At 58.1% G+C, this 22,035-nt stretch carries 15 protein-coding genes; 5 read left to right on the forward strand and 10 right to left on the reverse strand.

Annotated features, from left to right (window positions below; genetic code table 11):
- Position 1: 1 nt before the first annotated feature.
- Positions 2 to 394, reverse strand: coding sequence for a 30S ribosomal protein S12 (gene rpsL / locus NQ491_RS06000; RefSeq protein WP_026089667.1), 393 nt, complete (start codon positions 392 to 394; stop codon positions 2 to 4).
- 339 nt (positions 395 to 733) lie between these two features.
- Between rpsL and NQ491_RS06005 the strand changes: the two genes are divergently transcribed.
- A complete protein-coding gene (locus NQ491_RS06005) occupies positions 734 to 1,099 on the forward strand; it encodes a hypothetical protein (protein WP_019245999.1) in 366 nt (121 codons plus the stop codon).
- A 266-nt stretch (positions 1,100 to 1,365) separates the two neighbouring features.
- On the opposite strand, the gene NQ491_RS06010 is transcribed toward NQ491_RS06005, so the two are convergent.
- Positions 1,366 to 2,517 carry a porin gene (locus NQ491_RS06010; protein WP_019246001.1) on the reverse strand — a complete coding sequence of 384 codons (1,152 nt, stop codon included), beginning with the start codon at positions 2,515 to 2,517 and terminating at the stop codon, positions 1,366 to 1,368.
- A 179-nt stretch (positions 2,518 to 2,696) separates the two neighbouring features.
- Here NQ491_RS06010 and NQ491_RS06015 point away from each other — a divergent pair, with 179 nt between their 5' ends.
- Complete coding sequence (locus NQ491_RS06015) at positions 2,697 to 3,920, forward strand: ATP-binding protein (protein ID WP_019246002.1); 1,224 nt, start codon at positions 2,697 to 2,699, stop codon at positions 3,918 to 3,920.
- A 49-nt stretch (positions 3,921 to 3,969) separates the two neighbouring features.
- On the opposite strand, the gene NQ491_RS06020 is transcribed toward NQ491_RS06015, so the two are convergent.
- Positions 3,970 to 4,239, reverse strand: coding sequence for a hypothetical protein (locus NQ491_RS06020; RefSeq protein WP_019246003.1), 270 nt, complete (start codon positions 4,237 to 4,239; stop codon positions 3,970 to 3,972).
- Positions 4,240 to 4,427: 188 nt separating this feature from the next.
- A complete protein-coding gene (locus NQ491_RS06025) occupies positions 4,428 to 6,197 on the reverse strand; it encodes a lysophospholipid acyltransferase family protein (RefSeq protein ID WP_147524801.1) in 1,770 nt (589 codons plus the stop codon).
- Between the two features lie 144 nt (positions 6,198 to 6,341).
- Between NQ491_RS06025 and uvrC the strand changes: the two genes are divergently transcribed.
- The 3 genes from uvrC to NQ491_RS06040 all read left to right on the forward strand — a co-directional run bounded on the left by uvrC (position 6,342) and on the right by NQ491_RS06040 (position 10,558).
- Positions 6,342 to 8,318 carry an excinuclease ABC subunit UvrC gene (gene uvrC / locus NQ491_RS06030; RefSeq protein ID WP_019246006.1) on the forward strand — a complete coding sequence of 659 codons (1,977 nt, stop codon included), beginning with the start codon at positions 6,342 to 6,344 and terminating at the stop codon, positions 8,316 to 8,318.
- 301 nt (positions 8,319 to 8,619) lie between these two features.
- Positions 8,620 to 9,621, forward strand: a complete 1,002-nt coding sequence (locus NQ491_RS06035; RefSeq protein WP_019246007.1) for an adenosine kinase — start codon at positions 8,620 to 8,622, stop codon at positions 9,619 to 9,621.
- 484 nt (positions 9,622 to 10,105) lie between these two features.
- Positions 10,106 to 10,558 (forward strand): YqaA family protein, encoded by a 453-nt coding sequence (locus NQ491_RS06040; RefSeq protein WP_019246008.1) that lies wholly within the window; start codon positions 10,106 to 10,108, stop codon positions 10,556 to 10,558.
- Positions 10,559 to 11,391: 833 nt separating this feature from the next.
- Here the strand turns inward: NQ491_RS06040 and rpoC are convergent.
- The 6 genes from rpoC to rplK all read right to left on the reverse strand — a co-directional run bounded on the left by rpoC (position 11,392) and on the right by rplK (position 22,032).
- Positions 11,392 to 15,651: a DNA-directed RNA polymerase subunit beta' gene (rpoC, locus tag NQ491_RS06045; protein ID WP_019246010.1), complete on the reverse strand. Its 4,260-nt coding sequence runs from the start codon at positions 15,649 to 15,651 to the stop codon at positions 11,392 to 11,394.
- 110 nt (positions 15,652 to 15,761) lie between these two features.
- Positions 15,762 to 19,580, reverse strand: a complete 3,819-nt coding sequence (gene rpoB / locus NQ491_RS06050; protein WP_026089670.1) for a DNA-directed RNA polymerase subunit beta — start codon at positions 19,578 to 19,580, stop codon at positions 15,762 to 15,764.
- A 262-nt stretch (positions 19,581 to 19,842) separates the two neighbouring features.
- The gene (rplL, locus tag NQ491_RS06055; protein ID WP_019246012.1) at positions 19,843 to 20,220 is read right to left on the reverse strand and encodes a 50S ribosomal protein L7/L12; all 378 of its coding nucleotides are present in this window, start codon (positions 20,218 to 20,220) and stop codon (positions 19,843 to 19,845) included.
- A gap of 121 nt (positions 20,221 to 20,341) precedes the next feature.
- Complete coding sequence (gene rplJ / locus NQ491_RS06060) at positions 20,342 to 20,863, reverse strand: 50S ribosomal protein L10 (RefSeq protein WP_019246013.1); 522 nt, start codon at positions 20,861 to 20,863, stop codon at positions 20,342 to 20,344.
- A gap of 10 nt (positions 20,864 to 20,873) precedes the next feature.
- Entirely contained in the window at positions 20,874 to 21,572 is a 699-nt protein-coding gene (rplA, locus tag NQ491_RS06065; RefSeq protein ID WP_026089671.1) for a 50S ribosomal protein L1, read from the reverse strand.
- A 19-nt stretch (positions 21,573 to 21,591) separates the two neighbouring features.
- Positions 21,592 to 22,032 (reverse strand): 50S ribosomal protein L11, encoded by a 441-nt coding sequence (gene rplK, locus NQ491_RS06070; protein WP_019246015.1) that lies wholly within the window; start codon positions 22,030 to 22,032, stop codon positions 21,592 to 21,594.
- Positions 22,033 to 22,035 lie beyond the last annotated feature (3 nt).

A 22,035-nucleotide genomic window follows, 5' to 3' on the forward strand; every position in this document is an offset into this window, starting at 1 on the left:
TTTACTTCTTGGCGGGCGCGCCGGCCTTCGGTCTCTTGGCTCCGTACTTCGAGCGGCGCTGCTTGCGACCGTCTACCCCTGCGGCATCCATCGCGCCGCGAACCAAGTGATAGCGGACGCCCGGCAGGTCCTTCACACGGCCCCCGCGAACGAGGACGATCGAGTGCTCCTGCAGGTTGTGGCCTTCGCCCGGAATGTAGGCGTTCACTTCTTTCCCGTTGGTCAATCTCACACGGGCTACTTTTCGCATAGCCGAATTCGGCTTCTTGGGAGTGGTCGTGTACACGCGCACGCACACGCCGCGACGCTGAGGACATGCGTCCAAAGCGGGCGCCTTGCTGTTGAAGCTCGGCTTCAGCCTTCCCTTACGTACTAACTGTTGAATGGTTGGCATTTCGGTTACTTTTTTCCTTTACTTTTTTGGTTAAACTTGTTCCATTTATCACAAAACGGACTGCAAAGATACCAATAAAATTTGAAACCGCAACATTTCGGCATCTTTTTCAGCTGATAATCCGCGTTTTTCATGCTGTTCGAGTCATTTTCAGAGCATACGAATAATCAGTAATTTTTATAATTATAGAAATAATATAAACACATTTATTTTACATAAATATATACTGATGATTATCAAATCATTAACATCTAAAACAACAAGCATATCAAAGCGCCCGGCAGACTTTTTGCGATCCGCTATTTTGTCGTATTTTTGTCGCAAGAAACACGAGCGGGCGTGAAAGAAACCGATATTTTCCGAGCAGAGCTGACCTGCCGCGACGCGGCCGTCGAAAAAATGAACCTGCATCTGAGCGTCGCTACCTTCGACGCGGAAGGCAGGCAAACCGCAATGGCGCACTCCGACGCCGTCCCCGCGGTCGCCGGCACGGTATACAAAGCAGCGGCGACCGAACCGGCCGCCGCTGCCTCCGTCTCGTTCTATGCCGTTCCTGCCGACGGCCCGGCTTCGGACCTCGTATCGGAGTGGCCGGCCTTCAAGCTCGAGCTTTCGGTCTGGAAAAACGACACGCTGATCGACCGTCGCACTTTCCGCGTAAACCGGTGGGGCGGCACGCAGATGATCGGACTGAGATACGAGTAGACCGACCGCCGCCGTTTCCCGAAGACTCGAGCCCTACGACGACACCCACGCATGAAGCAGATGCGCGGAGCCGCACCGGGACGGCTCCGCCAAGACAGAAACACGGACGCCGGCCAGCTTTTCGGTCCTACCTTTCGCCCGCACCGGACCGCAGCCGCACGGAAATCCTCCGGCCGAACGCATCCCGTCCGACCGATTTCCGGAGCCGGAAGCGCATACGACGGGAATCGCACGGAAACCGATCGCCCCAAATTCGTTCGCCACAGCTAAAACGCCGCAACGACCTCGATCGTAAACTTGTCGTGCAACAGCTTGTTACGAGCAAAATCCGACGGTTTCCGGCTCGGCAGGTACTTTTCGTAGTTGAAGCGTATCTCGGATCGAATCAGCTTCTTGCCGAAGCCGACGTTGAGCCCGACCGTGATGCGGTTCGCATCGAAAACCTCGCGCCGTCGGGCGTCCGTATTCAGATAATCGACATCGTTGCCCACGTCCCAACGGACGATCGGCGCCAGATGATCGGCGAACGAATTCTCCGGCAGATCGATCTTATAATAGCCGTGAATCAGCGCGGTCGTCATCACTTCGCGGGCCGCGCCCACGCCGAGATACCGGCGCGCATACTCGCCTTCGACGAAAAAACCGCCTTTGACATAGCGCAGCTCGGCCCCCACCATGCGCATCTTCTGCTCGAACTCCTCGCTTTTCAGCTCGCCGTTTTCTTCCTTGACTTTCGTATGCAAGGGGGCAAAACCGTCGTAGTAGGCAACGGCCGCGCGCAAGCCTTCCTCGCCGCCGGCCTCCAAACGCCCGACGACATTCACCTTCTTGCCCCATTCCGGATTGTTCGACCCGGCGCCGTTGAACAACCCGGCATAAACCTTCATCGGAACGCCCGCCCGGAACGAGTAAGTGAACATCGCGCCCAGATCGCGGGACCCGAGCGTCCGGACGAAATCGACCGCCTTCCCGTCCGATACCTCGCTGCCGTAATAGCCGGTCAGATATTTGGCCAGAAAGGAGCGGTTCGCAAACATGTTAGTCGACGGCCCCCGGTCCAGATCGGTACTGAAATGGTACTGCTGCTGACCGATGATCGCCTCGAATCCGTGAGTTTTATAAGCCACGTAAGAATCGAGGATCGACACTTTCCCCTCGTTACTGAAATCGACCTGCAGACGATAGGACATGTTCCGGCTCACGTTTCCCCTCACTCCGAAACGCGAATTGCGCACGTTGAACCGATACTCGCCCCTGTTCAGGTCTATTTCCATCTTCGCCTTGATCGCCCCGTCGATCTTCGGCACGTACGAGACCGGCGTCTCCGCCTGCGCCGTTCGGGACCGCTCCTCTTCCGGCTGGGCCGAAGCCGCTCCCGCCGCCAGCAGCAGCAACAAACCTCCGATTGTCTTCTTCATATTTCTAAGTTTTTCACTCGTTTACGACCGGGCGAAACGCTCCGTTCCGCCGTTCATCGGAGCAAAATTATCGCTTAACCCGCACTCCTCAAATACGTTTTTAGTCATATATTTTAGTAAAAAAAACTAATTTTTGTTTTTAAAATATAAATTCGTACCTTCGCCGAAAAGAAAAGCCGATGCTTCCGAAAGCCTCCATCGAACACATCGTAGCGAAACAGCGCAAGGCGCTCTACGACATGCCGGCGGGCCACCCCCGGGAAATATCCGGCTCGCTCCCCTATCTTTCCGACCGTCCCCTGCTGATCGGCGGCATGCGGGGAAGCGGTCGAGCGACGCTCCTCGGCCGAATGCTGAAAGACGAGTACCCGGAAGCATGGTACACCGATTTTGACGATCCGAGACTGGCCGGATTCGACGAATCGGATTTCGCCAAGCTCGACCGCCTGATCCGCGACTCGGGCAAAGGCATCCTGCTGTTGAACAAAGTGGACTGCGCGGCCGGCTGGCTGCCTTTCCTGAGCGAAAAGCCCGCGCAGGGCATCAAGGTCATCGCCACCGTCTCGCTGCCCTCCCTGCTCGGCGTCGAGCAAGACATGCGGTCGAACAGGATATCCGGCCTCTTCGTCACGCGACGGCTCGAACCTCTCTCCTACAACGAGTTTCTCGGATTCACGCACAAAAAAGGAAGTTCTCAGGCCGTCGCCGACTACATGGCGCGCGGCGCGCTGCCCGAAGCCGTTCAGGCAAGCCGGCCCGGGACGATGCTGCGGCTGTACGACCGGATCGTCTGCCGCGACCTGATCGTCGCCGGGGGTATCCGCGACAGGCAAACGCTCCAGCGGGTCGTACTGCACCTGATCGCCTCCAGCGGCGGAACGGTCACGGCCAACAACCTTCGCGAAAAACTCCGGATCAAGGCGGTCAGCACGGCCGCCGAGCACATGGCGTTGGCCGAACGGGCGGGACTCGTCGCTTTCGTCCCGATCCTCACCGACAACCCGGCCCGGCAAGCCATCAATCCGAGAAAAGTCTATGCGGCCGATACGGCCATGATCGCGGCGCTCTCGCCGGAGCCGCAGCCCGACCGCGACCGATTGTTCGAAACGATGATCTTCAATCATTTGCGAAGAAGCTGTTCGTTGATTCGCTATACGACCGAACAGGGAGGATGCGATTTCGTCGCAACGGACTCCGAGGGTGCGATCCGTTGCGTCCAAGCCTGTCGGGAAGACGATTCCGACCGGATGCAGGACAAGATCGACGGTTTGCTGTTCGCACTGCGCGCGACGGGCCTGCGTAAGGGAACGATCGTAACGGAGACCGGATCGGAACGCATTCTGCGCGACGGGCTCGAAATCGAGGTCACCGACGCCGACGCCTTTCTCAGCGAGACAGTCTGAGAAGCGAGCCCGCCTGAAAAGCACCATGTCCGATTTCCGCGCCGAACCGTCAAGTAAAACCGCATTCCCCGGTCGCCCCGACGCCCCCCCGACCGCATGCGAAAAGCCTCCCGCCGGCATATCGGAACGAATCGCCCGGATTCCCGGTACGCCCGCAGTACGACGGTACACCGCTTTTCCTACCGTCCGCTTCTCCCGCCATGTGCCCGACCATGCCGATCGCCTCGATCCGGAGTTTTTCGCGAAGGTTGTTGGCCGTGACCGTTCCGCCGCTGGAGGCGATCAGGTGCAGCACGACCAGCCCCACCAATTTTACCATATAGCAGTCATCGCATTTTCAATGCCTTCGGATTTCCGTCTCGAAATTTTCTCCGACGGAGAGATTCGGAACAAAATCAAACCGGGACGCGCGGCCTGCGAACGCGAGTCGTAACAAACGAATGCAAAAGTTTCGGCCTCGAACGTTCGGCATACCGAGGCACGATCGCCTTCGCTTGAGCGGAAGGTTCAGTCGACGATATGCTTGAATCGACCCAGTACGTCGATGTCGGCCAGTTCCTTGGACAGCATCAGAATCGTCTCCTCGGGAACCTTCTTCAGGTCGAGCAGCATCAGCGCGTCGAGCGAGTCGCAAAATTCGTGATCGGTATTGAATCCCAGCACGCTGCTGTTGAGTTGCAGATACTTGCGAATGAGCACCGGGATCGAATAGGCGTTTTTCTCGATGTCGCAGACAAGCCTGTTGATCAGATCGATCGAACGGATACCCGCGATCAGGTTCTCGTCGATCCGGACCCGAATATCGATTCCGGTGCGCGGACGAATCCACCCCGCCTTCTCGCGGTCGAGATAGAAATCGCGGATATGGGAGGCGATGATCAGCTTCGAGGCGCTTTGGAACCCGCCCGATATCGTTACCGGCCCGAGCAGATAGCGGAACTGCCCGTTGCGCAGCAGCACGTACAGAATGCCTTTCCACAACAGCATCAGCGAAACGGGCTTGCGCTGATAGTCCCTGACGATGAACGAGCGCCCCAGCTCGATCGTCTTGCCCATCACCTCTCCCATCGCAGGCTTCATCCGGAACAACGTATTCGTATAAAAGCCCTTCAGACCGTAGCGTTCCATGATCCGGTCGCCCATGCCGAGCCGGTAAGCGCCCACCAGACGCCGGGCCTCCCGGTCCCAGACGAACAGCTGATAGTAGTACGAGTCGAAACGATCCGTATCGATCGCGTTCTTGGTTCCCTCCCCGATCTCCCGAAACGTCCGCTCGCGGAGACTGCCGATTTCGATCATCATATGCGGAATTCTATCGGGAGGAGCCAGGTACACCTCGTAACTTCCATACTCGAAAAGCCGGTGACCGCCACGCAGCGAGTCCAACTCGGCTTCGAGCAGCGGCACGTCCACGGCGCCCAGCACCTCGTCGGGCACCTTCCGAGCGGCCCGCCGGGCCGCTCGGGGCGGCCGACGGCGGCCGTCCAACGGCTTGAAATACTCGACGGAAGCCCTCAGATAGCCGTTATAGTCGGTTTCCGTCAGCGAAGCGGTCTTTCGCGGCAGAACGGCCGATCCGATTCTCAGCTCCACTCCGACTCCCTTCTTGTTGAGCAGCTCGCGCGGCAGCAGGGCCGTCCGAAGCATCGGATGCAGCTTGCCGGCCAGACGGAACAGAGGGCTGTTGCGCGCATCGATGTAAAGGGGAATCACCGGAACCTCCGCCCGACGGATAAACCGCATCACCCCCCGGGGCCACTCGCGGTCGCCTATGTCGCGGAATCCTTTGCGCCAGGTCGCTACTTCGCCCGCAGGGAAGATCACGAGCAGTCCGCCCCGCGACAGATGCCGCATCGCCTCGCGCATGCCGGAGACGTTCCCTGCGGCTTTCGCGTCGAACGGGTCCACGCTGATGAAATAGCGCTTCAGCGGACCGATCCTCGAAAGCAGGTAATTACCCATGAAACGCGCGTCGGGACGCCGTTTCGACAGCCAGTCGATCAGCACGATGCCGTCGAGAGCGCCGGTGGGATGATTCGCGATCACGATGGCCGGTCCTTCGGGCGGAATCCGGTCCGCCTCCCGCGGATCGACTTCGGTGCGCACGTCCATAGCGTGCAACAGCCCTTCCGGATAGGGACCCTCATAAGCGAGCGCGTCGCTGTACAGCCTGTTGATTCGGTCCAGAGCGGCCAGCTTCATGATGGCCCGGGCCCGCCACCGGGCCCACAAGCCCTTCCGGCCGAAATATAAGTCGCTCGACTTGATCAGTTCCATAGTTTTCGGAGTGACGGCTTTCCGCATGCGAGGCCGCTTTTCTGCGTTCGGACCTTACCTTTGCAAAAAGATTGCCGGAGGCTCCGACACAAATGTAGAATAATTTTTGATACTTTTAAGCCGGTTAACATCCATTTAAACTCCATGAAACCATCCAAGCGCATCGAGGAGCTCAAGGAGAAGGTCGCCCTGCTGCCCCAGTCGCCCGGCGTCTACCAGTTTCTGGGCTCCGACGGACAGGTGATCTACGTGGGCAAGGCGAAAAACCTGCACCGGCGGGTCTACTCCTACTTCACGTCGAAAGCGAACGAGAGCCCGAAAGTGCGGGTCATGGTCTCCCGGATCGCCGACCTGCGCCACACGGTCGTCTCCAGCGAGAGCGAGGCGTTCCTGCTCGAGAACAACATGATCAAGAGCCTCCAGCCGCGCTACAACATCCTGCTCAAGGACGACAAGACCTACCCGTGGATCGTGATCCGCAACGAGCCGTTCCCGCGCGTGCAGTCGACCCGGCGGCTCGTGCGCGACGGATCGCAGTATTTCGGGCCTTACGCGTCGGTCTACGTCCAAAAGGCCGTTCTGGACATGGCACACAGTATCCATAGCCTGCGCACCTGCTCGCTGAACCTGTCCCCCGAGGCAATCGCCAAGAACCGTTACAGCGTCTGCCTCCAGTACCATATCGGCAACTGCAAGGGCCCGTGCGTCGGATTGCAGGGCGAGGAGGACTACCGCCGCAGCGTCGGCATGGTCGCTTCGCTGCTGCGCGGCGATACCCGCGACACGATGCGCTACCTGAAAGAGAAAATGAGCGAGGCCTCCGAGGCGATGCGCTTCGAGGAGGCCGCGCAGTACAAGAAACGGATCGAGATCCTGACCTCCTACCAAAGCAAGTCGGTCGTAGTGAGCAACACGCTGACGAACATGGACGTGTTCTCGCTGGTCACGGACGAGGACGCCGCCTTCTGCAACTTCATGCGCATAGCCGACGGGGCGGTCGTCAACTCGTTCACGGTCGAGCTGAAACCGGGACTCGAAGACACGCCGCGCGACGTGCTGACCTATGCGATCGGGACGATCGCCGAGCGGCTGTCGGGCAAGCTCTCGCGCGAGGTAATCGTCCCGTTCCCCCCATCGGGAAGCCTGTGGGAAAACGTCGCGTTCACCGTGCCTCAACGGGGCGACAAGCTGCGTCTTCTGGAACTGTCGGAGCGCAACGCCCGGCTGTACCGGCTCGAGAAGCTCAAGCAGATCGAGATCAAAGACCCCGCCCGCCACACGAACCGTATTCTCTCGACGCTGCAACGGGAGCTCCGCCTGAGCATGCCGCCCCGCCATATCGAATGTTTCGACAACTCGAACCTGCAAGGGACCAATCCGGTGGCCTCCTGCGTCGTGTTCCGCGACGGCAAGCCGTCGCGAAAGGAATACCGACATTTCAACATCAAGACGGTCGTCGGAGCGAACGACTTCGCCTCGATGGAAGAGGTGATCGGCCGCCGCTACAGCCGGCTGCTCGCCGAGGGCGCCGAGCTTCCCGAGCTGATCGTCGTCGACGGCGGCAAGGGACAGCTCCGATTCGCCTACGAGACGCTGCAACGGCTCGGACTGGAACACAAAATAGCGATCGTCGGTCTGGCCAAGCGCATCGAGGAGGTCTATTTCCCGCACGACCCGCTGCCCTACTACATCGACCGCAACAGCGAGGCGCTCAAAGTGCTGATGCACATCCGCGACGAGGCGCACCGTTTCGGCATCACGTTTCACCGCAAAAAACGCTCGCTGGCCTTTATTCGCAGCGAGTTGGAGAGCATCCCGACGCTCGGTCCGCGCTCGGTCGACAAGCTGCTGCGCCATTATCGGACCGTCTCCAACATCCGTCGCGCGAGCGAGGAGGAGTTGTCCGGACTGATCGGGCGGCAGCGCGCAGCCGAGGTGATCCGATATTACAGCAAAGCCGGAGAGCTTTCCGTTGCCCACGGGACAGACGGGCCGTCGCCGAGCCATGACGAAAGCGCCCCGTCCAACGGCCGCGCTATCCCTCTCACGACAGCCGGAAAGGACAATCCCGCACCGTTCGATACGGAAGGCGACGGCTTCGCGCCAAAACAACGGGGGTAAACCGCACCGATACGGCTCCGTTCGACGATTTAGGCTCGACGGTTTCCGCCGGACTAATAGACACGACCCATGAAACATGCCGCTATGCAGAGCCGAACAAAGAACGGCCCGGATACCGAACGGGCACAGACGGATAATCCGTCTCCGGACAGGTACGCATTATACGCACGAGCGATCGGGAAACGGCTTCACAGATCGCCGGGAATTTGCGATTCCGACGAAAAAAAGGCACCTTTGCACTACTCGCGCCACAGCCTATACCCGCGAGACGAACCGAAAACACGACCTAAACCGACGGAAGATGAAAAGCGTCATCGGAATGGGCAATGCCCTGACGGATATTCTGATCAACCTGAAAACCGACGAAGTCCTCGAGCGGTTCTCGCTGCCCCGAGGCAGCATGAATCTGGTCGACAGCGACCGGCAACGCCGAATCGGAGAATACGTAGCCGGCATGCCGCGCACGCTGTCGCTCGGCGGATCGGCATCGAATACGATCCGGGCCATGGCCCGCATGGGCGTCCGTACCGGCTATGTCGGCAAGGTGGGACGGGACACGACGGGAGACTTCTTCGAGCAGGCCCTCGTCAACCTCGGCATCGAACCCCATATCCTGCGCGGAAACGAGCGGTCGGGCCGCTGCGTCTCGCTCGTCTCGGCCGACGGCGAGCGGACGATGTGCACTTTTCTCGGCGCCGCGCTCGAGATGCGGGGCGACGAACTGAACGAATCGCTGTTCGACGGCTACGACTGCCTCTACATCGAAGGCTACCTGGTCCAGGACCACGAACTGATCGGGCGGGCCGTCCGGCTCGCCAAGGCCTGCGGCCTGACAGTGGCCCTCGATCTGGCCAGCTTCAACATCGTAGACGAGAACCTCGGTTTTCTGAACGAGCTGACCGACGGCTACGTCGACGTGCTGTTCGCCAACGAGCAGGAGGCATTCTCGTTCACCGGCGAGCGGAATCCGCTCGAGGCGCTCGACAAGATTTCCCGCAAGTGTCCGCTCGCCGTCGTTAAGGTCGGCATGCAAGGCGCCTATATCAAGCACCGCGGCAAGGTCGACCATGTGGGCATCATGGCCGAGGCCAAGCGGGTCGATACGACCGGAGCCGGCGATTTTTACGCGGCAGGTTTTCTCGTCGGACTGACCCGAGGCTTGTCGATGGTCCAGTGCGGCACGATCGGCGCGATCGCGGCAGGCCGCGTAATCGAAGTGACCGGCACGACGCTCGCGGACGAGACATGGACCGAAATCGACCGACTGATCCGCCGGGTCGAAGCAGGCGGCTATCTGTTCTGACGCTGTGGTCCGCACGGCTCGCCGTTCCGTTCCCCCGGGAAATTACGGAACGATATCCCTGACACCTGACGGACAAGGACTCCGGCACTGCTGCCAAAGCATCGGAACGCCTCAGACAAAATTTACGAGCCTCACGCCACGCAACCGGTCGCCCGCAGCGATCGGCAGAAAACGGCCTTCGGCACGAACGAGCCCCGAGTCTGCGCGAGAAACTCCACGGAACCGGTCCGAACACCCGGGACGTAAGGAGAACGGAAACCCTATCCACGAGCGCCGGACAAACGGGAAACCCGGGTCCCGACGGGCAATCGAGACGAAAAGAGTCGCAGACGCATGCCGAATCTTCGGCCGGGAGCGAAAACCGCGCCCCGGGTTCGGGCGAATCGTTCGTCGCGAAAAAACGGCGGGGACACGGATTCGTACGGTTCCCGGAAACGAAGCGCTCCCGCGCGTATAAGCGACGGCTGACAAACGTAAGAACATCATGGAAGCATTGCTCGACTGGGGATACATCGGTCTTTTCGTCGGCTCGTTCGTCGCGGCGACGGTCGTTCCGTTCAGCTCCGACGTGCTGCTCGTAGGCATGCTGGCCGCCGGAGGAAACGTCTGGCTCAGCGTGCTGGTCGCCACGGTCGGCAACTGGGCGGGCGGACTGACTTCGTACTGGATCGGCTGGATCGGCCGATGGGAATGGATCGAGAAATACCTGCGCGTCAAACACGAGACGCTGGAACGCCATAAAAGCAAAGTCGATCGCTTCGGCGCATGGCTCGCCCTGCTTACATGGTTGCCCTTTGTCGGCGACGTGTTCGCCGTCGCGCTCGGATTCTATCGAGTGAATTTCAGAAAATCGACCGTCTTGATGCTGGTCGGGAAAGGCGCCCGCTTCGTATGCTGGGCCTTATTGTTCATCTGGGGAAAAGACCTTTGGGGATAAGGCCGGCACGACATCTTCCACACGGATGGAAGCGACCGCAACAAAGAATCGGGAAACGAGGCAGCATGACGGTCAATCGCGACCCTCGTACTCGGGCTTCTCCGGGAAAGCCGGCGAAAGCGGCGCGAAACCCGAAGGCATCGCATATCCGGAACGGCCGGTATCCGAAACGAAGAACGGTCTCACGCCCGAGAGCCGGGAAAGCGGATTCCGTACGGCAACCGAAACTGTCTTCAGCCGGTTCGGACAAAAAACTATCGCAAACCGTATTTTGAAAACGGCACAGCAATCGAGCATAACCGGAATGATGCCGAAACCGTTCCGGACATAAGACAGAAGAACGGCGACAACAAAGAGGAATGTATGGAATATCATATTATTTTAACAATATAAATATTTATATTTTACTAAAATATAATATATGTGCTTCTCGCTTTATCCACAGAGACTGAATATCAGCCTGTCCCTCGCGATTCCAAAAATCCGCACCGATACGAACGCCTCTCATATGAACGCCCTCACAAATATTCGGACTTTCTTGTCTGGATCATAGAATTGTCTCCTACCGAGGAAAAGTATCGAAAGAATCCATTCTGCCGGAGCGCTATATCACCGATACGGAGTCTCTCGCTTGCCTCGCAAGTCAACATGTACGGAAACAACGGTTTTGTTGGCCGAATTGCCGGCATGATACTCCGCCCATACATACCGGGTTGTTCTGCCGACTCTTCTGCTCGTCGCCGCTAGGCCGATATACGACGAAAAACAATACGAGAAAAGCGGGAATCTAGATTCCCGCTTTTCTCGCTCAAAAATCTTATTGTCAGCTATCGCTATTTTTCGGCTCCTGCCACCAAGTTGTCGTATTCCGCCTGAGAACCGACAACGATGTTGTCGTAGTCGCGCAATCCCGTACCGGCCGGAATCAGATGGCCGCAGATCACGTTCTCCTTCAGCTTCTCCAACGGATCGACCTTGCCCAGAATGGCGGCCTCGTTGAGTACCTTGGTCGTCTCTTGGAACGAAGCGGCCGACATGAAGCTGCTCGTCTGCAATGCGGCGCGCGTAATACCTTGCAGCACCTGATTCGACGTAGCCGGAATCACATCGCGTACCTCGACGGGCTTCAGGTCCTTGCGCTTGAGCATCGAGTTCTCGTCGCGCAGCTTGCGCAGCGTGATCATCATACCCGGCTTCATCGTCTCCGAATCGCCGGCGTCGGTCACGACCACCTTGTCGTACAGCTCGTCGTTGACGGCCATGAAGTCCCATTTGTCGACGATCTGCTCCTCCAAGAAACGGGTGTCACCCGGGTCCTCGATCTGCACCTTGTTCATCATCTGACGGACGATCACCTCGAAGTGCTTGTCGTTGATCTTCACGCCCTGCATGCGGTACACTTCCTGAACCTCGTTGACGATGTACTCCTGCACCTTCGTCGGACCCTGAATAGCCAGAATATCGCTCGGAGTCACGGCGCCGTCCGACAGCGGCATGCCCGCACGGACATAGTCGTTCTCCTGCACCAGAATCTGGCGCGACAGCGGAACCAGATAACGCTTCACGTCGCCCAGCTTGGAGGTGATGACGATTTCGCGGTTACCGCGCTTGATCTTGCCGAAGGAGACCTCTCCGTCGATTTCCGATACGACGGCCGGATTCGACGGGTTGCGCGCCTCGAACAGCTCCGTCACGCGCGGCAGACCGCCCGTGATGTCGCCGGCTTTGCCGACGGCCCGAGGAATCTTGATCAGAATTTCTCCGGCCTTGACCGATGCGTTCTCCTTCACGACGATATGCGCTCCTACAGGCAGATTGTATTGCTTCTGCTCCTCGCCCTGTTTGTTCAGAATCCTGATGACCGGGTTCTTGGTCTTGTCCCTCGACTCGGTGATCACGATTTCGCGGAAACCGGTCTGCTCGTCGAACTCGTCACGGTAGGTCACGCCTTCGATCACGTTCTCGAAAGCCACCTTACCGTCGTACTCCGAAATGATCACGGCATTGTACGGATCCCACTCGCAGATCAGATCGCCTTTCTTGACCGTGTCGCCGTCGTTCATGTAGAGCATCGAGCCGTAAGGCAGGTTATGCGTATAAAGCACGATGCCGGTACGCTCGTCGACGATGCGCAACTCGGCCAGACGGCTGATGACCATGTTGATCTCCTTGCCGTCGTCGCTTTTGCTCTTGACGACGCGCAGCTCGTCGATCTCGATACGGCCCTCGTAGCGTGACACGATGCTGTTGTCGGTCGCTACGCCGCCGGCCACACCGCCGACGTGGAAAGTACGCAGCGTCAGCTGAGTACCCGGCTCGCCGATCGACTGGGCGGCGATCACGCCGACCACCTCGCCCTTCTGCACCATGCGGCCGGTCGCCAGATTGCGGCCGTAGCACTTGGCGCAGACGCCGTTGCGAGACTCGCAGGTCAGTACCGAGCGGATTTCGACCGACTCGATTCCGGCCGCGTCGATCGCGTCGGCCACCGATTCGGTGATCTCCTCCCCGGCGGCAACGATCATCTCGCCCGTGTGCGGATTGTACACGTCGTGTACCGTCGTCCGGCCCAGAATACGTTCCTTGAGCGTCTGCACGACGTCCTCGTTACGCTTGATCGCCGTGGCGGTCAGTCCGCGCAGCGTGCCGCAGTCCTCCTCGGTAATGATTACGTCCTGAGCCACGTCCACCAGACGGCGCGTCAGATAACCGGCGTCGGCCGTTTTCAAGGCCGTATCGGCCAAACCTTTACGGGCGCCGTGCGTCGAAATGAAGTACTCGAGCACAGACAATCCCTCCTTGAAGTTCGACAGAATCGGGTTCTCGATGACCTGACCGCCCTCGGCTCCCGACTTCTGGGGCTTGGCCATCAGGCCTCGCATACCCGAGAGCTGACGGATCTGCTCCTTCGAACCGCGGGCTCCCGAGTCCAGCATCATGTATACCGGGTTGAACCCTTGCTGGTCGTTGGTCAGGTGGTCGAGCACCGTCTTGGTCAGCTTCATGTTGATATTCGTCCAGATGTCGATGATCTGGTTGTAACGCTCGTTGTTCGTGATCAGACCCATGTTATAGCTCTCCATCACCTCCTCGACGCGCTCGTAGCCCTCGTTGACGAGCGACTCTTTCTCCTCGGGGATAATCACCGCGTCGAGGTTGAACGACAGGCCGCCTTGGAATGCCATCCGGTAGCCGAGCGCCTTGATGTCGTCCAGAAACTGCGAAGTGCGTGCCGCACCGGATTTTTTCATTACCAGACCGATGATGTCGCGCAGCGAACGTTTCGTCAGCACTTCGTTCAGATAGCCCACTTCCTTAGGCACGACTTGGTTGAACAGCACGCGGCCGACCGTCGTGTCGACGATCTTGCGCACCGGAACGTCGTTCTCGTCGACCGTATCGACCATCACTTTCACCTTCGCATGCAGATCGGCGCGCTTCTCGTTGTAGGCGATGATCGCCTCTTCGGGGCCGTAGAAGCTCAGACCCTCTCCCAGCGAACCGGGACGCTCCTTGGTGATATAATAAAGTCCGAGCACCATGTCCTGCGAAGGCACCGTGATCGGCGCTCCGTTGGCCGGGTTCAGGATATTGTGCGAACCGAGCATCAAAATCTGCGCCTCCAGAATGGCGGCATTGCCCAGCGGCAAGTGCACGGCCATCTGGTCGCCGTCGAAGTCGGCGTTGAACGCCGTACAAGCCAGCGGATGCAGTTGCAGCGCCTTGCCCTCGATCAGCTTGGGCTGGAATGCCTGAATACCGAGACGGTGCAGCGTCGGAGCGCGGTTCATCAGCACTGGATGCCCCTTGATGACATTTTCGAGAATATCCCAGATCACCGGGTCCTTGCGGTCGATGATTTTCTTGGCCGACTTGACCGTCTTGACGATGCCGCGCTCGATCAGCTTGCGGATCACGAAGGGTTTGTACAGCTCGGCGGCCATGTCCTTCGGAATACCCATCTCGTGCATCTTCAGTTCCGGGCCGACGACGATTACCGAGCGGGCCGAATAGTCGACACGCTTACCGAGCAAATTCTGGCGGAAACGTCCCTGCTTACCCTTCAGGCTGTCGGACAACGACTTGAGCGGTCGGTTCGACTCGGTTTTGACGGCATTGCTCTTGCGCGAGTTGTCGAACAGCGAGTCGACGGCCTCTTGCAGCATACGCTTCTCGTTACGCAGGATCACCTCCGGCGCCTTGATTTCGATCAGGCGCTTCAGACGGTTGTTGCGGATAATCACGCGTCGATACAGGTCGTTCAGGTCCGAAGTGGCGAAACGACCGCCGTCCAGCGGCACGAGCGGACGCAGCTCGGGCGGGATGACCGGAATCACTTTCAGAATCATCCACTCGGGCTTGTTGATCTCGCGCGACTCGCGGAACGCCTCGACGACGTGCAACCGCTTCAGCGCCTCGGCCTTACGCTGTTGGGAAGTCTCCGTTCCGGCCTTGTGGCGGAGCGAATAGGACAACTCGTCCAAATCCACGCGCTGCAACAGCGTATAGATCGCCTCGGCGCCCATCTGCGCGATGAACTTGTTCGGATCGCTGTCGTCCAGCTGCTGATTGCCTTTCGGAAGCGCGTTCAGGATGTCGAGATACTCCTTCTCGGCCAGCAGGTCCAGATCGTTGATGCCGTTGGCTGCGGCCGCTCCGGCCTGAATCACCACGTAGCGCTCGTAATAGATGATCGTCTCCAGCTTTTTGGACGGAATGCCGAGCAGATAGCCGATTTTCGAGGGCAACGAACGGAAATACCAGATATGAGCTACCGGAACGACCAGCGAGATATGTCCCATCCGCTCGCGGCGCACTTTCTTTTCGGTCACCTCGACGCCGCAACGGTCGCAGACGATGCCCTTGTAACGGATCCGTTTGTATTTGCCGCAATGGCACTCGTAGTCTTTGACCGGACCGAAAATCCGCTCGCAGAAAAGACCGTCGCGCTCGGGCTTGTACGTACGATAGTTTATTGTCTCGGGCTTCAGCACTTCTCCGCTCGAGTTTTCCAGAATCTCCTCGGGCGAGGCCAAACCGATCGAAATCTTGGAGAAGCCGCTCTGTGCCTTGTTGTCTTTCTTGAATGACATATTCTTAATCAATTTATTTTTTCATCCGTTTCCGGCCCGACGGGCGGAGCCTGACAGGGCGGAAGGCATCGCCAGCCACCCGGAAGCCCGCCTGCGAACCGCCGCAATCCTTAGTCGAGCTTGACGCTGATGGCCAGTCCCCGCAGCTCGTGCAGCAGCACGTTCAGCGATTCGGGGATACCGGCGGGCGGCATGTTGTCGCCCTTGACAATCGCCTCGTAGGCCTTCGCCCGCCCCATCACGTCGTCGGACTTGATCGTCAGAATCTCCTGCAGGATGTTCGCGGCGCCGAACGCCTCGAGCGCCCAGACCTCCATTTCGCCGAAACGCTGACCGCCGAACTGCGCCTTACCGCCCAAGGGCTGTTGCGTAATGAGCGAGTAGGGACCGATCGAACGGGCATGCATCTTGTCGTCAACCATATGGCCCAGCTTCAGCATGTAGATCACGCCCACGGTAGCCGGCTGGTCGAACTTCTCGCCCGTCTCGCCGTTGTACAGGTAGGTGCGACCGCTACGCGGAACGCCGGCCTGCGCCGTATATTCGTTGATCTGGTCGAGCGAGGCCCCGTCGAAGATCGGCGTGGCGAACTTCAACCCCAGCTCACGGCCGGCCCAGCCGAGCACGGTCTCGTAAATCTGCCCGAGGTTCATACGCGAAGGCACGCCCAGCGGGTTGAGTACGATGTCGACGATCGTACCGTCTTCCAAGAACGGCATGTCCTCGTCGCGCACGACCTTCGCCACGATACCCTTGTTGCCGTGGCGGCCGGCCATCTTGTCGCCCACGCGCAGCTTGCGCTTTTTGGCGATATAGACCTTCGCGAGCTGGATGATGCCCGTCGGAAGCTCGTCCCCGTTCGTCAGGTTGTACTTCTCGCGCTTGAGCATCGCGTCCAGTTCCTTGTATTTGATCGTATAGTTGTTGATCGTCAGCTCGACCAGATGGTCGCGGTGCGCGTCCCCGGTCCATTTGTCGGCTCCGATGTTCAGGTAGTCGAGCTCGCCGAGCATCTTCTGCGTGAAACGGGTGCCCTTGGCAACGACTTCGACGCCGAAATAGTCGTGAATGCCGGCCGTAGTCTTGTCCTTGAGCAGAACCCACAGCTTCTCGACCAGCTTCTGCTTCAACGCGTCGGCCTGTACGGCGAACTCGGCGTCCATCTTGTCGAGCTGCGCCTTCTCGGCGGCCTTGCTCTTCTTGCCGTCCTTGTTCGCGCGGCTGAACAGCTTCTTGTCGATCACGACGCCATGCAGCGACGGCTGAGCCTTCAGCGAAGCATCCTTCACGTCGCCGGCCTTGTCGCCGAAAATCGCGCGAAGCAGCTTCTCCTCCGGCGACGGATCGCTCTCGCCCTTGGGCGTGATCTTTCCGATCAGGATGTCGCCCGGATGCACGTTCGCGCCGATGCGAATGATGCCGTTCTCGTCCAAATCCTTCGTCGCCTCCTCGCTGACGTTCGGAATGTCCGAAGTCAGCTCCTCGACGCCGCGCTTCGTATCGCGGACCTCCATGATATACTCGTCGACATGCACCGACGTGAAAATATCGTCGCGCATCATGCGCTCCGAAATCACGATGGCATCCTCGAAATTATACCCTTTCCACGGCATGAACGCCACCTTCAGGTTCCGTCCGAGAGCCAGCTCGCCGTTCTGAGTCGAATAGCCTTCGGTCAGAATCTGACCCGGCACGACCTTCTCACCCTTGCGGACGATCGGCTTGAGCGTCATCGACGTACTCTGGTTCGTTTTGCGGTAGCGCGGCAACATATAAGTCGTCACTTCCGGATCGAACGAAACGATCTTCTCGTCCTCCGAGCGCTCGTACTTCACCTGTATCTGCGTAGCGTCCGAGAAAACGACCTCGCCGTTGCCCTCCGCCACGATCTGAATGCGGCTGTCGGCGATCATGTCCTTCTCCAGGCCGGTTCCGACGATCGGGGCCTCCGGCATCACCAGGGGCACGGCCTGACGCATCATGTTCGATCCCATCAGCGCACGGTTCGCGTCGTCATGCTCCAAGAACGGAATTAGGCTGGCGGCGATCGACGAAATCTGGTTCGGCGCCACGTCCATCAAGTTCACTTCCGAAGCCGGCACGACCGGGAAGTCGCCGTCGTAGCGCGCCTTGATCTTGTCGGGCTGCAGGAACTCGCCCTCGTCGCTCAGCGGCGCGTTGGCCTGAGCGATCACGAGGCCCTCCTCCTCTTCGGCGCTGAAATACTGAATGCCGGCATCGTTCAGGTCTACCTTGCCGTCGGATACCTTGCGGTAGGGCGTTTCGATAAAGCCCATGTCGCTGATCTTGGCGTACACGCAAAGCGACGAGATCAGACCGATATTCGGACCTTCCGGCGTCTCGATCGGACAGAGGCGACCGTAATGGGTGTAGTGCACGTCGCGCACCTCGAAACCGGCCCGTTCGCGCGACAGGCCGCCCGGTCCAAGAGCCGACAGGCGGCGCTTATGCGTCATCTCGGCCAGCGGGTTCGTCTGATCCATGAACTGCGAAAGCTGGTTGGTCCCGAAGAACGAGTTGATGACCGAAGACAGCGTCTTCGCATTGATCAGGTCCACCGGAGTGAACACCTCGTTGTCGCGCACGTTCATCCGCTCGCGGATCGTACGGGCCATCCGGACGAAACCGACGCTGAACTGGTTGGCCAGCTGCTCGCCTACGGTACGCACCCGACGGTTGCTCAGGTGGTCGATGTCGTCGACATCCGTCTTCGAGTTGATCAGCGAGATCAGATAACGGATGATCGCGATCATATCCTCCTTGGTCAGGATGCGGACCTCGGGCGAAATATCCAAACTGAGCTTCTTGTTGATTCTGAAACGTCCTACGTCGCCCAGATCGTAGCGCTTGTCCGAGAAGAACAGCTTCTCGATCACGTCGCGCGCCGTCGCCTCGTCGGGCGGCTCCGAGTTGCGAAGCTGGCGATAGATGTAAACGACCGCCTCTTTCTCGGAGTTGCAGGGATCTTTCTGCAACGTATTGTACACTATGGAGAAATCGGTTCCGTTCTGAGCCTCCTTATGGATCAGAATGCTTTTGGCTCCCGATTCGATGATATCGTCTATGTGCCTCTCCTCGAGAACGGTCTCGCGGTCGATGATGATCTCGTTACGCTCGATCGAAACCACCTCGCCCGTGTCCTCGTCCACGAAGTCCTCGACCCACGTCTTCAGCACGCGGGCGGCCAGTTTCTGGCCTACGGCTTTCTTCAGGTTGGTCTTGGTGACCTTGACGTCCTCCGCCAGGTCGAATATCTCTAAGATCTGCCGGTCGCTCTCGAACCCGATCGCACGGAGCAGGGTCGTGACGGGCAGCTTCTTTTTCCGGTCGATGTACGCGTACATCACGTTGTTGATGTCCGTCGCGAACTCGATCCATGAACCCTTGAAGGGAATGATACGGGCCGAATAGAGCTTCGTCCCGTTCGTGTGGATACTCTGTCCGAAAAACACGCCCGGCGAACGGTGCAGCTGCGATACGATCACGCGCTCGGCCCCGTTGATGATGAACGTGCCGCGCGGAGTCATATACGGAATCGTGCCGAAGTACACGTCTTGAATCACCGTGTCGAAATCCTCGTGTTCGGGATCGGTACAATACAATTTCAGTTTCGCCTTCAGCGGTACGCTGTACGTGAGTCCGCGCTCGAGGCACTCGTCCATGCTGTAACGGGGCGGATCGACATAGTAGTCGATGAACTCCAATACGAAATTATTCCGCGTATCGGTAATCGGGAAGTTCTCCATGAACACCTTGTACAGCCCTTCGTTCTTGCGGTTCTCGGCTGTGGTATCTAATTGGAAAAAGTCTTGAAATGATTTGAGCTGCACCTCCAAAAAATCGGGGTAATGCATCCGATTTTTCACCGAGGAAAAGCTAATACGCTGATTATCTGATTTTAAAGACATTGTATCCAATAATTAAAGTTGAAGATAAGAAACTGACCTGAAATGCGAATCCGCTTCGTTTTCCATGGCGGCCCGGACTTTGCAAGGAACAAAATCCGGCGATTCCGCATGCGCCGACGCTCGTCATAGCGCGCCGCGCCACACAAAACATCCCTCTCTAAAGGAGATGCCGGGACGGCTCCCCTACGTGTTAAACGAGAAAAGGTATAGAGTCTACCTTCATAGACTCTACACCTGATATGTTCTGAGAACTAAGCAGTTACTACTTAACTTCAACTTCAGCGCCAGCCTCTTCGAGCTGAGATTTGATCTGTTCTGCCTCTTCCTTGGAAACGCCTTCCTTGATTGCCTTCGGAGCACCGTCGACCAAATCCTTAGCCTCCTTCAGTCCCAGACCGGTGATGTCCTTCACGGCTTTCACAACCTGAAGCTTAGCCTGTCCGGCATTGGCGAGGATCACGTCGAACGACGTCTTCTCGGCAGCGGCGGCACCGCCTTCGGCGGCAGGAGCAGCGGCAACAGCAACAGCAGCAGCAGCGGGCTCAATTCCGTATTCTTCCTTCAGAACACTAGCAAGTTCGTTAACTTCTTTAACTGTCAAGTTTACCAACTCCTCAGCTAATTTCTTGATATCGGCCATCGTAGTATAAAGTTTTTAAAATGTTTTACGTTAAAATGATTGATGTTTTTGTTGTTTTTTCAGGCGGCGCGCCTTCCCCGCTCCGGACGAGCCGTCGGGCCGATCCGGTCAGGCAACACGCTTAGCCCCTTGCCTCGAGGGTTTTGACCAACCCAGCGATTTTCTGTCCGGCAGATCCCTGCAGAGCCGAGATGACGTTCTTGGCGGGAGACTGCAGCAGAGCGACGATATCGCCGATAAGCTCCTCGCGGGACTTGATGTTGACCAGTTCCTCGAGAGCGCCCTCGCCCAGATAAACGCACTGCTCCACGTAAGCGGCCTTCAGCACCGGCTTCGGATTCGCCTTGCGGAACTCCTTGATCAGCTTCGCAGGCCCCTTGCCCGTATTGCAGAACATGACGGCCGTCTCGCCCTTGAGCGTCGGCATCAGCTCCGCCTCGGCTTTCTCGACTTGCTCGAGCGCTTTGATGAAAAGCGTATTCTTAACGACTACCAGCTTTACCTGCTGCTCGAAGCACATCTTCCGCAAAGCGGCCGTCTGCTCGGCATTCAACTCGGAGGTATCGGTGATATAGAAGTGAGAATATTCCTTCAGTTTCTCGGCCAGACTGTCGATAATGACTTTCTTTTCTTCCCTGTTCATCTGTTTTCAATTATTTAGTTTCAACCGATTTGGGATCTATCTGCAAGCCTGGACTCATCGTCGTAGAGAGGAATATGCTTTTCACGTAAGTGCCTTTCGCGGTCGTCGGTTTGAGTTTCAGAATCGTATTCATGAACTCGCTGGCATTGTCGGCGATCTGCTCCGCAGAGAACGCGATCTTGCCGACCGACGAGTGAACGATACCGAACTTGTCGACCTTGAAGTCGATCTTGCCGGCCTTCACCTCCTTGACGGCCTTGCCGACTTCCATCGTCACGGTACCCGTCTTGGGGTTAGGCATCAGGCCGCGGGGGCCCAGAATACGTCCGAGCGCTCCGACCTTCGCCATCACGTTGGGAGTCGTGATAATCACGTCCACATCGGTCCAGCCGCCCTTGATCTTCTCGACGTACTCGTCCAGACCTACGTAGTCGGCGCCGGCCTCGGTCGCCTCCTTCTCCTTGTCGGGAGTACAGAGAACCAACACGCGGACCGACTTGCCCGTTCCGTGGGGCAGCGTCACGACGCCGCGCACCATCTGGTTGGATTTGCGGGGATCGACACCCAACCGCACGTCCAGATCGACGGAAGCATCAAATTTCGTAAAGGTAATCTCCTTTAGAAGAGCGGCCGCCTCGCCAAGCTTGTACACCTTGTTCGGCTCAATCTTGGAAAGCACCAGTTTTCTATTTTTGGTCAGCTTACTCATTGTCTGTAATTTTTAGCCATTACGCGTTAGGAAATTCACCATCGACATCGATGCCCATGCTGCGCGCCGTACCGGCTACCATGCGCATGGCAGCCTCCAGCGTGAAGCAGTTCATATCCGTCATCTTGTCCTGAGCGATCTCGCGGATCTGGTCCCAAGATACCTTGGCGACCTTCTTGCGGTTCGGCTCGGCAGACCCCGACTGGATCTTCGCGGCTTCCTTCAGCTGTACGGCTACCGGCGGCTGCTTGATGACAAAGTCGAAAGACTTATCGCCATATACGGTGATAATGACAGGAAGCACCTTCCCCGCCTTATCCTGAGTTCTCGCATTGAACTGCTTGCAGAAGTCCATGATATTGACTCCCTTCGAGCCCAATGCGGGACCTACCGGAGGCGAAGGATTCGCGGCACCACCCTTGATCTGCAGTTTAATAAACGCAGCAACCTCTTTTGCCATAAT

The sequence above is a fragment of the Alistipes ihumii AP11 genome (genome assembly GCF_025144665.1).
In the GTDB taxonomy this organism is placed as follows: domain Bacteria; phylum Bacteroidota; class Bacteroidia; order Bacteroidales; family Rikenellaceae; genus Alistipes_A; species Alistipes_A ihumii.

Coding starts and splice junctions, on each gene's coding strand:
- uvrC (WP_019246006.1), top strand. CDS start 6,342: ATGAAACCATCCAAGCGCATCGAGGAGCTCAAGGAGAAGGTCGCCCTG.
- NQ491_RS06020 (WP_019246003.1), bottom strand. CDS start 4,239: ATGGTAAAATTGGTGGGGCTGGTCGTGCTGCACCTGATCGCCTCCAGC.
- NQ491_RS06035 (WP_019246007.1), top strand. CDS start 8,620: ATGAAAAGCGTCATCGGAATGGGCAATGCCCTGACGGATATTCTGATC.
- rplJ (WP_019246013.1), bottom strand. CDS start 20,863: ATGAACAGGGAAGAAAAGAAAGTCATTATCGACAGTCTGGCCGAGAAA.
- NQ491_RS06025 (WP_147524801.1), bottom strand. CDS start 6,197: ATGGAACTGATCAAGTCGAGCGACTTATATTTCGGCCGGAAGGGCTTG.
- rpoB (WP_026089670.1), bottom strand. CDS start 19,580: ATGTCTTTAAAATCAGATAATCAGCGTATTAGCTTTTCCTCGGTGAAA.
- rpsL (WP_026089667.1), bottom strand. CDS start 394: ATGCCAACCATTCAACAGTTAGTACGTAAGGGAAGGCTGAAGCCGAGC.
- rplL (WP_019246012.1), bottom strand. CDS start 20,220: ATGGCCGATATCAAGAAATTAGCTGAGGAGTTGGTAAACTTGACAGTT.
- NQ491_RS06010 (WP_019246001.1), bottom strand. CDS start 2,517: ATGAAGAAGACAATCGGAGGTTTGTTGCTGCTGCTGGCGGCGGGAGCG.
- rpoC (WP_019246010.1), bottom strand. CDS start 15,651: ATGTCATTCAAGAAAGACAACAAGGCACAGAGCGGCTTCTCCAAGATT.
- rplK (WP_019246015.1), bottom strand. CDS start 22,032: ATGGCAAAAGAGGTTGCTGCGTTTATTAAACTGCAGATCAAGGGTGGT.
- NQ491_RS06040 (WP_019246008.1), top strand. CDS start 10,106: ATGGAAGCATTGCTCGACTGGGGATACATCGGTCTTTTCGTCGGCTCG.
- rplA (WP_026089671.1), bottom strand. CDS start 21,572: ATGAGTAAGCTGACCAAAAATAGAAAACTGGTGCTTTCCAAGATTGAG.
- NQ491_RS06015 (WP_019246002.1), top strand. CDS start 2,697: ATGCTTCCGAAAGCCTCCATCGAACACATCGTAGCGAAACAGCGCAAG.